This window comes from Sulfitobacter profundi, assembly GCF_042661425.1.
GTDB classification, from domain to species: domain Bacteria; phylum Pseudomonadota; class Alphaproteobacteria; order Rhodobacterales; family Rhodobacteraceae; genus Sulfitobacter; species Sulfitobacter profundi.
Genome location: NZ_JBHSWA010000004.1, coordinates 211,374 through 224,016, shown reverse-complemented (window position 1 = coordinate 224,016; position 12,643 = coordinate 211,374). Strand labels below are relative to the sequence as shown.

Sequence of the window (12,643 nt, the reverse complement as noted above, 5' to 3'; positions counted from 1 at the left end):
GCTTGCGTTAGACAAAACACTGGAGATAATGCGCCAACAGCAGGCAGGAGCGACACCCATTTCACAGACATTCCGCCATCCCGACATCCTTGAAATCGCCCGGCGCGAAGGCAAAGTCACCGTCGACGGGCTGGCCGAGCATTTCGGCGTGACCCATCAGACCATCCGCCGTGACCTTACGGAACTGGCCGATAGTGGTAAGCTTGAGCGGGTGCATGGCGGCGCGGTGCTGCCTTCGGGGGCCAGCAACATCGGCTATGCCGAGCGGCGCAACCTGCACGAAGAGGCCAAGAATCGCATCGCCCGCGCCTGTGCCGAACATATTCCCGACGGTTGTTCGGTCTTTCTGAATATCGGCACCAGCACCGAGGCGGTGGCCCGCGCTCTGCTGCATCACCGCGATCTGATGGTGGTGACGAACAACATGAATGTCGCCAATATTCTGGTCGACAATCCCGAATGCCGCATCGTGCTGACGGGCGGGGCGCTGCGCCGCATGGATGGTGGGCTGGTCGGCAATCTGACAATCGAAACGATCCGCCAGTTCAAGTTCGACATCGCGGTGATCGGCTGTTCGGCCATGGACGCGGATGGTGATCTGCTCGACTTCGATATCGAAGAAGTGGGGGTCAGCCAATGTATCATCGCGCAGTCGCGCAAGACCTTTTTGGTGACGGATCATTCCAAATTCAAACGCTCCGCCCCGGCGCGCATCGCTTCGGCGCGGGAGGTGGATATGTTCTTTACCGATCTGCCCCTGCCCGCCGGGCTAGCAGAGAAATGCAAGGGTTGGGAGACCGAAGTGATCTTTGCCCCCGATGCCTGACGCGCGCCGCTAGGCGTCCGTCCATTCCCGCGCGGCGGGTTTGGTCACCAGTGTAGGCAGGCAGGCTTGTAACGCTTCGACAAAGTTCTGGCTCCAGCGGTTCACATCCGTCGCCCGCACCTGCGCCATGCAACTGGCATGGCGGCGTTTGCGTTCCTCCAACGGCAGGGCAAGCGCGGTCTTGAGCGCCTCGCTCATGTCCTCGATGTCGTACGGGTTGACCTGAATAGCATCCGTCAAGTCTTCGGCGGCGCCGGCCATATGCGACAGGATCAGCACGCCGGGGTCTTCGGGGTCTTGCGCCGCGACATATTCCTTGGCGACAAGGTTCATCCCATCGGCAAAGGGGGTGACGATCCCCACCCGCGCACGGCGGTAGAGCCGCGCCAAGAGATCGCGATCAAGGTTGCGGTGAATATAGCGCAGCGGGGTCCAATCGATCTCTCCATGTTCGCCGTTCACCCGGCCGACAAGTTCTTCCAATTCGTAGCGCAACTCGCGGTAAGCGGCGACCTCTTCGCGGCTTGGCGGGGCGATCTGGACCATGCTTACCCGCCGCTCACGCTCATCGCGGGTTTCCAGATAGCGGCCAAAGGCGCGGAAGCGGTTTGGCAGACCTTTGGAGTAGTCCAGCCGGTCCACCCCGATCACGATGTCCCCCGCCATATCATCGGCAAGCCGGTCCTGCGCGCTGCCGCCTTGGGCGGCCTGCACAAAGGTCTCCACATCGATCCCGATGGGGAATGATCTCAACGCCACTGCCCGAGAGCCGCATTTGATCGTGCCGTTCATCAAGAATTCGGAGTCCGTTTCGGCGCGGAACATTTCAAGGCAACGCGCCACGTCAGCGCGGGTTTGCAGGCCCACAAGGTCATAGTCCGCCAGCCAATGCGCCAGATTGGCCTCCCGCGGGAGGGCGCCCATATCGCCCAATGCGGGGAAAGGAATATGCAGGAAAAACCCGATCTTACCTGCAAAACCCAGCTTGCGCAGTTCTGTCGCGAGGGGAAAGAAGTGGTAGTCGTGCACCCAGATCATATCGTCCGGCCGGGCCACCTTCATCACCTGCCGCGCAAGGCGCGCGTTAACGGCGCTGTAGCCCCGCTCGAACCCCCGGTCCAACTCCACCAGATCGCCGCGACGGTGACAGACCGGCCAAAGCACCGAGTTCGAAAAACCGAGGTAGAAATTCTTGTAGTCTTCGGGGCTGAGGCTGAAGCTCAGCCGGGTGTATTTGCCCTGATCGCCATATTCGCTCAGGCTCTCTGACGGGGTTTCGGTGGTTTCCGGGTGCGACCCGATCCAGATGCCGCCGATCTTGCGCAGGGTTTCATGAAGCGCATAGACCAACCCACCGGAGGGGGCGGCCTCTGACGGGATGCGATTTGAGATTACAATTAATCTGCCAGCCATTTTATGCCTCGGGAACAATCAATTTTTGGCCGCCGAGCCTGCTAAGGCGGAACGCCGACCACCACTAACGGTTTAATGGTTTAGGTTGGTAAAGGTTCCCAGCTTGGTCGGCTTTGGTCAATTCTTTTGCAGGCGCAGCATGGCAAACCGCTGCGATTATTTTTTCAGCGCCCAAGAAAGAACCATGCAACCCCCACGGGAAGCAGGGACATCAAGACCATCGAAAAAATCACGACCCTGCCGTCGCGCATCAGATAGCCCGCCGCGAAAATGGCGATCATGGCCGAGGCGATAGAGCCGGAAGTGGGCACGATTTCCATGAACGGCATGAACATCGACAGGGCCATCACCATCAACAGCGGCAAGTAAATCCACGGGCGGTGCAGGATGAAGGTCGACCGCTGATGCAAATATTGATCCACGAAATCCACCGGGCGGCGCAGCCAGCGCACCCCCGCACGCAGCTTCTTCGCAGCGATGTCGCGGCGCATGATAAAGCCCGGCAGCCACAGGCTCTCGCGGCCAAAGATCATCTGCACCACTAAAAACAAGACCACCAACCCGATAAACGCCGTAAAGCCGGGGATGCCGCTGGCCGGAGAGGTAGAGATCAGGCTGAAGGTCAGGATCGTCGAAGCAAATGAATGTTTGCCCAGACAATCGATGATCTCTTCCACGGTAATCTGCCGATCCGCGCCGCCGGACAGATGCTCCATCTGGTCAAGGACACCGCTGAGGGTTGGCCCACCTGTCTCGTTCATGAAATTTCAGTCCTTCTGCAGCCGGGCGATACCACCATTCATGTTTACAATGCCTGAGCGCGGTTAAAGTTCGCCCGTCCCGCCAATTCAGGGTCACGCGGTGCTGCGCAAAAAGGCCAGAAGCCCCCGTTCGGCTTGGGTCAGATCGTCAATATCAGGTGGGTCCGGCAGGTCTTGGGGGTTTTGGCAAAGGTCGATGACCTGCGGATGGATATAGCTGTTGCGCGCAATGGTGGGCGTGTTGTGCAGCCGTTGGGCCGCCGCTTCGGCCATGGCTTTGATGGTCGGTTTGTCGTCCTTTAATGCCACGTCAAAGGCCGCGACAGACCCGGCCCAAGTGCGAAAAGTCTTGGCGGAGAACCCTTCGGTGCCAGCGGCCTCGGCGATATAGTCATTCAGGGCCGAAGAAGTCAGCCTGCGCGGCTCCCCTCTTCGTCGAGCCATGTCAGCAGGTCCGCGCCCGGCAGATCGCGGATTTTCTCCAAGGCGCGCATCAGGGTGCGGTTAGCGATCTGGCGGCGGACCCGCTTGCCGCCCTTCGCCATGAAGGAGGCCTGCAATTTCCCATCTTTCAAGACCAGATGCCGCCGTTTCAAGGTCAGCGTGCCATAGGTGCGGTTGGTCTTGGCGTAGACTTGATTGCCCACGCGCAGCGACAGGCGGTCGATCATCGCCACAGCGGCGGCCAGTGCAAAGTCACGTTCGCCCAACTCTTCCTTGAGGTCCCGGCGCACGCGGCGGCGGATGCGCGGCAGGGTCTCGGCAAATTCGGGCAGGCTTGCGTATTTCTCCTGCGCCTGCGCCTCGGACCAGAGCGGATGATAGCGGTACTGTTTGCGCCCCCGCGCATCGAACCCCGTCGCCTGTAAGTGACCGTTGACATGAGGGCTGATCCAGACCTGCTCATAGGCCGGGGGCACCGCCAGTTTTACCAGACGTTCGCGTTCGGCCTTGTCCTTGATGCAGCGGCCATCGGGCGCGTGATAGGAAAACCCCGGCCGCAGCGCCGTCGCGCAATGCCGGGTTTGCTGTCGGGGTAGTACCTAAGCGTGGACGGTGCGGTCATCTGGGGTTCCGAATGTGTGATGCGGGGTCTTGCGGGGGCGCGCAGATTGCCCTTCGTCTAGGCAAACGCCGCTGCATTGGCTGGGTTCCCGCCCCGCAGGACGCGCATCTTTGCGCAGTTGCGGCATAAATCCTTTGATTTCGCTGCGCCGGCGCATAGGTTTCGTGAGAACGCCCGCGCACTGAAAATCCCAGTGCCCTGAAACGGATAGACCAGACCCTATGGATAGCACCACCCTGTCGCACAGCAATCTGCCGCCCGTGATCCCGCTTGAGCGCCATGCGTTTTTCCTTGATCTCGACGGCACGCTGGCCCCCATCGTCGACAACCCCGAAGACGCCTGCCTGCCGGAGGCGACGCGCCACCTGCTGACGCAACTCGTTGCGCAGACCAATGGGGCGGTGGCGGTGATCTCGGGCCGGGCGCTGGCGGATGTGGACCGCATCTTGGGCGCGCTGCGGCTGCCGGTCTCTGGCTCGCATGGGTTAGAGTTGCGGCTGAGCACCGCGGCGGATCACGCCCCAAAGCAGAGCGCAGGGATCCCCGCCCCCGTGATCGACCGGGTGGAAGAATTCGCCGTGCTGCATGGGGTGACGTCAGAACGCAAACCCGGCGCGATTGCGCTGCATTACCGCAAGGCCCCCGATCAGGGCGAGGCCTGCCGCGCTTTTGTCGATACGCTGGTTGGCGAAGACGCCAGCCTGCGCGGCCTGCATGGCAAGATGGTCAGCGAAGTCGCCCTAAAAGGTGTCGACAAGGGCGGCGCGGTGACGCGATTCATGGCCTCCCCGCCTTTGCCGAGCGACTGCCGGTAATGGTAGGCGACGACGTAACGGACGAAGATGGCTTTCGCGCGGCGCAGGCCATGGGTGGCTTTGGCATCAAGATCGGCCAAGGGCCAACCGACGCACAACATCGCATCGCAGATGTGGCCGGCTTTGCCGATTGGCTGAAAGAAATTCTGCGCTGATCCGGCCCGCCCGGCAGACGCATCGAGAATAGAAAAGAGGAACTTATGGATCTGGGTGTCATCGGGAATTGCGCGGTTGCGGCGCTGGTCAGCCGCGAAGGGGCGATCAACTGGTTTTGCCTGCCACGGTTTGACGGCGATCCGGTCTTTCACAGTCTGATGGGCCACGGCGCGGGCGAAGAGGGCGACGGGGAGTTTGCCGTCGAACTCGAAGACATGACAGAAAGCGAACAGAGCTATCTGCCCAATACCGCGATCCTGCGCACGGTCCTGCGCAGCGCCAAGGGCGCGGTTGAGATTGTTGATTTCTGCCCCCGTTTCACCGCCTATGGCCGTAGCTTTCGCCCCCAGATGTTGGTCCGGCAAATCCGCCGGATCGAAGGCTCGCCCCGCGTGCGGATGCATCTAAAACCGCGCTTTCAATGGGGAGAGGTGGCCCCCACGCTTACCCGCGGGTCGAACCATGTGCGCTTTGTCGGGCCTGAGCAGAACATGCGCCTGACCACCGACGCGCCGATCGACCATGTGTTGGACGGGCGCATGATCAACCTCGAAGGGGAAATGACCTTCATCCTTGGCCCGGACGAGACACTGTCGGACAGTCCTGAGCAGATTGGCACCACCTTTCGAACCAAAACCACGCGCTATTGGCAGCGCTGGACGCAGCGGTTGGCGATCCCTTTCGAGTGGCAAGAGGCCGTCATTCGCGCCGCGATCACGCTGAAACTCTGCAGCTATGAGGCCACGGGCGGTGTCATCGCCGCGATCACCACCTCTCTGCCCGAAGCGCCGGATTCGGGGCGCAACTGGGATTACCGCTATTGCTGGGTCCGCGATGCGTTTTTCACCGTGCGCGCGCTCAACAGTCTCGCCGCGACCCGCACCTTGGAGCATTATTTCCAATGGCTGATGAATGCCGTGGCGGATGCCGAAGGCGGGCATATCCAGCCCGTGCTAGGGCTCGGGCTTGAGACGGCGTTAACCGAACGTATCTCACCCAGCTTGCAAGGCTTCCGCGGGATGGGGCCGGTGCGGATCGGCAATCAGGCGCATGAGCATTTCCAGCACGACACCTATGGCAATATCATCCTTGGCGCAGCGCCCGCGTTTTTTGATCACCGCCTGCCGATGAACACCGGGCGCACGGCCTTTGAACAGCTTGAGCCCTTGGGCGAGCAGGCGTGGGAGCTGCACGACGAACCTGATGCCGGGATTTGGGAGCTGCGCAGCCGTGCCCGCATTCACACGTCTTCGTCGCTGATGTGCTGGGCTGCCTGCGACCGTTTGGGCAAGATTGCGCGCCATTTGAAGTTGGACGACCGCGCCGCCCTCTGGGCCGAGCGCGCCGAGGTGATCCGCGACAAGATCCTCGACAACGCTTGGTCAGAAGAGCGCGGCGCCTTTGTCGAAAGCTTTGGCGGCAGCACCTTGGACGCCAGTGTCTTGCTGATGGGAGAGGTCGGTTTCCTGCCACCGAAAGACCCGCGGTTCATCGCCACGGTCGAGCGTCTTTCCGAAGTGCTGGGCCGCGGCCCCTTCATGCTGCGCTACGAAGAGGCGGATGATTTCGGCGTGCCCGAGGTCGGCTTTAACGTCTGCGCCTTCTGGCGGATCGATGCGCTGGCGCGGATTGGCCGCGAAGAGGAAGCCCGCAAGCTGTTCGAAGAACTGTTGGAAGCCCGCAACCACCTTGGCCTGATGTCCGAAGACACCGCCTTTGCCACCGGCGAGGGCTGGGGCAACTTCCCGCAGACCTATTCCATGGTCGGCATCATCAACGGCGCGATGCGCCTGTCGCGGCGGTGGGAAGCCGAGCTTTAACGCGCGAACAGCAGGCGCAGCCCCAAAAGCCCCAGCACCGCTGAGGCCACCCGGTCAAAGTAAACCTTCGCGCGCAGGTAGCCTTGGCTCACTGCCGGGCGGCTCATGCCGAAGGCCAAAGTGGTGTAAAAGGCGACTTCGATGATCAGGTGGTTGGCGACGATCAAAAGGTTCTCGCTCAGGCGCATCCCCTCGGGGAAGATGACCACCAGAACCGCCGCGGCGAAAAGCACCGATTTGGGGTTCAGAATGTTGATCATCAGCCCCTGCCGAAAGGCATGGCGGGCGGGGGTCACCGTGGTTGCCACCGGCGTCCGCGCCCCGCGCCACATGCCAAAGGCCACATAAAGCAAATAGACCGCGCCCAGGGATTTCACGACTGCGTAGGCCCATGGGAAAGCGAGGAACACCGCCTCCAACCCCAAGAGCGCGGCGAGGGTCCAGAACGATGCTACAAGGCCAAGCCCAAGCCCCACCGCAACACCCGCCTGCCGCCCCGAACTTAGCGTGGTCTTTAGCGCGATCAGAAAGGCCGGGCCGGGGCTGAGGATCGACGCGATGAGCGCGATGTTAAAGGCGATGAGATGCGACAGTTCCATGGCAGCGGCCCCCTTTGTGCGCCCCCAGCTATGCGGGGCTGAGGCACCCGGTCAACTGAGATTGGGTGACCCCGCACCGTCGGGAGGTTGATCCGCCCCACATCTGCCCAAAAAACGGGCACGGCCCCTAGACGAAAGACCGCACCGTCGCGATGGCCCCGTCGAGCGCCTTTCCTTCGGCATCTTGCAGCGCCGCCTCGCGCAGACGTGCAATCCACTGCGCCGCGTCCTTTCGCCCGCGCAGCAGCGCGGCGGCATCCATCACCTTGTCGAACTTGCCCAGCCCCCGCGCATGGGTGTCGGAATAGCCTTTAATGAGCCGTCGGCATTTCACCAGTTCAACCGCCGAGTCGTAATCGGCTTCGACCTCCGCCAGACAGCGCGACAGCCAACTGTCGAGATGGGCGACTTCGATGGCATGGCGATGGGTTTTCAGACGATACCCTTTAAGCCCGCCCAGAACATGCAGCATGAGAAACGCAGGCAGCCTGTCGGTGCGCAGGCGGCGGCCCTTGTCGAACCAGCGGTTCAGACGCGCCATCCACTTCTCGCTCGCCTCTACCTTTGCGCCAAGACGGGCAGGCATCAGGCCCGCGATTTCGTCGGCGCGGGGGTGAAAATATTCGGTCAGCTGCATGAGGTTGGCATCGCCCGCCCGCATCTCTTGCCGGATATGCGCAAAGCGCGGCGCGCGGGTTTTCAGGTCTGCCACCCGAATAACGTCATCATAGGCCATGGCGTTGGCAATATATTTCGCCGCAGCCGCCGAAAGCCGCCAGTCCTGCGCGGCGTTGTCACGGGCCAACACGGTATCGAGCCGATCAAGATAGAGCGTGCCATAGGCGCAGTCTTGGTAGTTCACGACCTTGGCAAGCCCCGCAAAAGCCAGATCATGCACCGCTTCGGGCAGCGCATCGGCGCGGGTGACCAGCGCGTCCCACTGGCTTTGCAGCGCGTCCGGCCCGGCAAGGCGGAATGCGGTTTCGGGGTCTTCCACAGGGACCGGGGCGGCGTTGGGCAGACGGCCCTGTGCCGCGTCATAGCCCACGGCAAAGGCACGCAACGAAGGCTCCACCCCTTGCCCCCGGCGCGGATCGCATCCTCATAGGCCTCCCGGCGGAACGGCAGCGCGCCAGACCCGGCCAAAGCACCAAAGAGCGAGGCCGAGATGACAGAGCCCGCGCCCACGGCCAGCCCCTCCATATCTTCGAGCACCAGTTTCTGCGCCGCGATCTCAGCCGCCGCGCGCACTTCATCGGCATTGGCAATGCCATCGCCGGGGGCCATCTTCTCGCTCACCGCAAGGGCGCGGTGGGTTGAGCCGATCAGCGTGGTGCGGTCGGGTGTCACGAAACCGCGCATCACGGCGCGGCCAACTTCCATCATCTCAGCCGCGATCAACACGTCGACATCGCCCGCCGCAGGGGCGAGGGCAAAGACCGGCTCAAACGCGGTTTTCGGCGCCATCTCAATGTAATAGATCGTGGCCCCAGTGCGCTGCGCCACCCCCGCGACCGAGGTCGCCTGACAGACATAGCCTTCGGCCCGGGCCATGGATTCGATCCACCCGGTCAAGACGCCGCCGCCCTGCCCGCCCACGGCCATGACCGCGAGCTTGATGATTTCGCCGACACGCGCGTCGGGTGTCTTTTGCGGCAGAACCAAATTCACGTCGTCACTCCTTCGCTGCGCAGCCGCTTGGCGTCGCGCCGTCTTTGCAGCCAAGCGATGATCTGGCTGGACTTATCGGCACGCCACCGCTCAAACCGCGTCGGATTGTGCACCACATCCGCTTGGTAAAACGACGGGCAAAGCACCGCCGTATCGGCGACCTCGCCACAGTTGCCGCAGCCGACGCAGGTCTGATCAATATGCGCCACCGGATCGTCGCGCAGCGGATCGTCGAGCCGTTTGAGCGACAGCGACGGGCAGCCCGAGAGCCGGATGCAGGCATGATCCCCGGTGCAAACATCCGCATCGATGCCAAAGCGCGGCACCTCCATGCGGCGACCTTCCTTGATCGCCTTGTTGCGCAGGGGCTTTTCGCGGCGCTGCTTGTTGAGCATACATTCCGAGGAGGCCACGATGACCTTCGGCCCCTTATAATCGGTGGTCAGCGCCTCGCGCAGCACCTCGCGCAGTCTACCCACGTCATAGGTCCGGTCGATCTGGCGCACCCATTCGACGCCGACGCCTTTGAGCGCCTTAGAGATCGGATTGTTGGTTGATTTCGTGTCGTTATGCGCCCGCGAGGACATCACGTCCTGCCCGCCCGTGGCGGCGGAATAGTAGTTGTCGACGATCACCGCGACGCTGTCGGACTTGTTGAACACCATGTTCCCGATCGAGGTCGAAAGCCCGTTGTGCCAGAATCCGCCATCCCCAAGTATCGAGATCACCCGCTTGTCGCCGCCCCCGTCGAAGGCCGCGTTAGAAGCGGGGCCAAGGCCATAGCCCATGGTCGAGCCGCCGATCTCAAAGGGCGGCAGGCACCCGAAAAGGTGGCAGCCGATATCGCCGGTGATCTGGTGCTTGCCCAGCTCTTGCTCAGTCAGTTTCATCGCAGCAAAAATCGGGCGTTCGGGGCAGCCAGTGCAAAAACCCGGCGGGCGGATCGGCACGGTGTCTGACAGATCGGGGATCGCGGGCGCTTCGGCATTGGGCGCGCGGACCTTGCCGGGGAGCATTTCGGGCGCGGCGATCTTAAGGAAAGCGGTCATCCCATCGAGCAGCACCTGCCCGGTATATTCACCCGCCATCGGCAGCACGTCCTTACCGTGCAGTTTCACCTTGCGTTCGAGCCTGTAGAGGTAGGAGCCGAGTTGCTGTTCGATGTGATCGGGCTGGCCTTCCTCGACCACCAGAACATGCTCTTTGCCCGCGCAGAATTCGTCGAACTCGTCCCGCAAAAGCGGATAGGTGACGTTCAGCACATAAAGCGGCACTTCGGTCTGGCCGTGGATATCGGCCAGCCCCAGCCGTTGCAGCGCCCGGATGACCGAATTGTACATGCCGCCCTGCACCACGATGCCCAAGGGCGCTTTCTCGGGGCCAAAGAACTCATTCAACCCATTGTCGCGGATGAACTTTTCCGCGGCAGGCCAGCGGTTTTCGATCTTGTCCTGCTCATGCAGATAAGACATCGGCGGCAGCACCACGCGGTTGAAGTCCGAGCGCGGGTTGGCGGCGGCTTCGGCCACGGTCAGCGGTGGGCGCTGGTTGTCGCGCGTCTCGAAACTGCCCGTCACATGGCAAGACCGGATGCGGACCATCAGCATGACGGGCGTGTTGCTCGCCTCCGACAGTTCAAACCCGTCTTTGACCGCCTTGGTGATACAGGGCAGGTTGGGGCGCGGATCGAGCATCCAGAACTGTGATTTCATCGCGAAACCATGGCTGCGCTCCTGCATGATCGAAGAGCCCTCGCCATAGTCTTCGCCCACGATCACCAGCGCGCCGCCGGTCACGCCGGAGGAACTGAGGTTCGCCAGCGCGTCCGAAGCCACATTCACCCCCACCGGCCCCTTAAAGGTCACCGCCCCGCGAATGGGGTAGTGCACCGAAGCTGCCAGCATCGCCGCCGCTGCGGCCTCCGATGCGTTCGCCTCAAACCGCACGCCAAGCTCACCCATAAGCTCTTCGGCATCGGCCAACACGTCCATCAGATGCGAGATCGGCGCGCCCTGATAACCGCCCACATAGCCGACCCCGTTTTCCAACAGCGCCTTGGTAATCGCGAGGATACCCTCACCTGTGAAGACGTCGCCATCCCCTTTGCGCAGGTGCTCCACCTCTGCCTTGAACGAACGTTCGGCCATTGGACCCTCTTAAAAATCGTGTTTTCGGATATTGCGCAGCATGGTGCGCAGCGTGGCCACAAAGGCCTCTTTCTCGGCCGCGCCGATGCCTTTGAACATCGCGTCATAGGCCTCTGCCATATGCGGCCAAAGCCTTGCATAGGCCTCTTGTCCCTTGTCGGTCAGATAAACGCGCGTGGCACGGCTGTCGGCCGCATCGGTCTCGCGCCGCACCAACCCGTCGCGCACCAGCGCGTCGAGCGCGCGGCTTAGCGTGGATTGCTGCACCACAGCATAAACGGCCAATTCGCGGATCAGGATGCCATCGGTCACCGACAGCACGGCGAGAGAGCGCATTTGCGGCGTGGTCAGCCCAAGCGCGGCCATCTCCGCCGACAGGGCGGCGTTATACCGCCCCATGATCCGGTTCATCAAATAGGGCGCGAAATTATCGAGGCCCATCTGATCCAGCGGCGCATTCCCCGCCTCGGAAGGTGATGTATCTGCCACCGGTCAGCCCTTCGGCACCAGCGCCAGCGCCCGAATGGGGCTGCCGGTACCGTTCTTGATCTTAAGCGGTGCCGCAATCAGGATCGCGCCCTTGGGCGGCAGCTTGTCGAGGTTGGCAAGGCTGGCAAGACCGAAACAATTGTTCTTATGCAGCAGGTTATGCGCAGGATACGGCGGCTCCATTCCACCGGCTTGGCCCGCATCGGTGCCGATGCACTGGGTGCCCCAGCCGACGATCTTTTTGTCCATCAAATATTCAATCGCATCCGGGGTCGGCCCGGGGCTGTGGGGGCCCGCCTCATCCGCATTGAGAAAACGCGCTTCGTCATCGACGCGGGCGTCCCAATCGGTGCGCATGACGACCCATTCGCCCTTACCGATCTCACCATATTCCGCTTCCCATTCCTTGATGCCCTTGGCGTCGAGCAGAAAGTCCGGGTCTTCTTGAGATTGCTGCGAACAGTCGATCACATTCACCGGCGCAACGAGGCGCTGCACGTCGAGCGTATCGGTGAACCCGTCGTCGTAATCCTTGCCGGTGATCCAATGGTGCGGCGCATCGAAGTGCGTGCCGGAATGCTCTCCCAGCACCATCCAGTTCCATGCAAAGAACGGGCCATCCTCGTCATATTCGCTGATCTTGTGAATCTCGACCTTCGGTGTCGGCTTGGCAAAGTCGGCTGGCAGTTGCAGGATCGGCGTATCCGGCCCCAGAACGCCCGAACAATCCACCACTTCGACCCCGCCAGAGACGAGCATCGCCCCAAAATCACGCATTAAATCTGTAGCACTCATTTCAAACATTCTCCCTCAAATGGCGCACCCACTCCCGATGCGTTGGCCCCTGAAAAGATGCTAGTCAAATTTATATGCGTTTGCA

The 12,643-nt window shown here is 61.9% G+C and carries 12 protein-coding genes and 1 pseudogene; 4 read left to right on the top strand and 9 right to left on the bottom strand.

The features are described 5' to 3' along the window. Nucleotides 1-58: 58 nt before the first annotated feature. Entirely contained in the window at nt 59-826 is a 768-nt protein-coding gene (locus ACFQAU_RS21030; RefSeq protein WP_067628842.1) for a DeoR/GlpR family DNA-binding transcription regulator, read from the top strand. A gap of 9 nt (nt 827-835) precedes the next feature. On the opposite strand, the gene ACFQAU_RS21025 is transcribed toward ACFQAU_RS21030, so the two are convergent. The 3 genes and pseudogenes from ACFQAU_RS21025 to ACFQAU_RS21015 form a co-directional block, all read right to left on the bottom strand. After that, entirely contained in the window at nt 836-2,239 is a 1,404-nt protein-coding gene (locus ACFQAU_RS21025; protein WP_240791621.1) for an alpha,alpha-trehalose-phosphate synthase (UDP-forming), read from the bottom strand. Between the two features lie 164 nt (nt 2,240-2,403). Next, nucleotides 2,404-3,000 carry an exopolysaccharide biosynthesis protein gene (locus ACFQAU_RS21020; RefSeq protein WP_120352343.1) on the bottom strand — a complete coding sequence of 199 codons (597 nt, stop codon included), beginning with the start codon at nt 2,998-3,000 and terminating at the stop codon, nt 2,404-2,406. Between the two features lie 93 nt (nt 3,001-3,093). After that, a pseudogene (locus tag ACFQAU_RS21015) lies at nt 3,094-4,066 on the bottom strand (DNA topoisomerase IB). A 221-nt stretch (nt 4,067-4,287) separates the two neighbouring features. Between ACFQAU_RS21015 and otsB the strand changes: the two are divergent. From otsB to ACFQAU_RS21000, 3 genes are read left to right on the top strand one after another with little or no spacing between them, the layout of a single operon-like run. Then, a complete protein-coding gene (otsB, locus tag ACFQAU_RS21010; RefSeq protein ID WP_386285086.1) occupies nt 4,288-4,881 on the top strand; it encodes a trehalose-phosphatase in 594 nt (197 codons plus the stop codon). Further along, entirely contained in the window at nt 4,881-5,036 is a 156-nt protein-coding gene (locus tag ACFQAU_RS21005; protein WP_386285081.1) for a trehalose-phosphatase, read from the top strand. Before otsB ends, ACFQAU_RS21005 begins: the two co-directional genes overlap by 1 nt. A gap of 45 nt (nt 5,037-5,081) precedes the next feature. After that, nucleotides 5,082-6,857, top strand: coding sequence for a glycoside hydrolase family 15 protein (locus tag ACFQAU_RS21000; RefSeq protein ID WP_132445330.1), 1,776 nt, complete (start codon nt 5,082-5,084; stop codon nt 6,855-6,857). On the opposite strand, the gene ACFQAU_RS20995 is transcribed toward ACFQAU_RS21000, so the two are convergent. The 6 genes from ACFQAU_RS20995 to ACFQAU_RS20970 form a co-directional block, all read right to left on the bottom strand. Further along, on the bottom strand, nt 6,854-7,456 hold the full coding sequence (locus tag ACFQAU_RS20995) for a LysE family translocator (protein WP_132445333.1): 603 nt from the start codon (nt 7,454-7,456) through the stop codon (nt 6,854-6,856). The genes ACFQAU_RS21000 and ACFQAU_RS20995 overlap by 4 nt on opposite strands. Before the next feature lie 127 nt (nt 7,457-7,583). Next, on the bottom strand, nt 7,584-8,318 hold the full coding sequence (locus tag ACFQAU_RS20990; RefSeq protein WP_386285104.1) for a DUF6537 domain-containing protein: 735 nt from the start codon (nt 8,316-8,318) through the stop codon (nt 7,584-7,586). Then, a complete protein-coding gene (locus tag ACFQAU_RS20985; RefSeq protein ID WP_386284832.1) occupies nt 8,315-9,127 on the bottom strand; it encodes a 2-oxoacid:acceptor oxidoreductase family protein in 813 nt (270 codons plus the stop codon). The genes ACFQAU_RS20990 and ACFQAU_RS20985 overlap by 4 nt, the downstream gene beginning before the upstream one ends. After that, on the bottom strand, nt 9,124-11,274 hold the full coding sequence (locus tag ACFQAU_RS20980; protein ID WP_132445340.1) for a thiamine pyrophosphate-dependent enzyme: 2,151 nt from the start codon (nt 11,272-11,274) through the stop codon (nt 9,124-9,126). The genes ACFQAU_RS20985 and ACFQAU_RS20980 overlap by 4 nt, the downstream gene beginning before the upstream one ends. Nucleotides 11,275-11,283: 9 nt before the next feature. Then, nucleotides 11,284-11,763 (bottom strand): MarR family winged helix-turn-helix transcriptional regulator, encoded by a 480-nt coding sequence (locus ACFQAU_RS20975; RefSeq protein ID WP_240791622.1) that lies wholly within the window; start codon nt 11,761-11,763, stop codon nt 11,284-11,286. A gap of 3 nt (nt 11,764-11,766) precedes the next feature. Then, the gene (locus ACFQAU_RS20970) at nt 11,767-12,558 is read right to left on the bottom strand and encodes a cyclase family protein (protein ID WP_120352447.1); all 792 of its coding nucleotides are present in this window, start codon (nt 12,556-12,558) and stop codon (nt 11,767-11,769) included. Nucleotides 12,559-12,643: the final 85 nt, after the last annotated feature.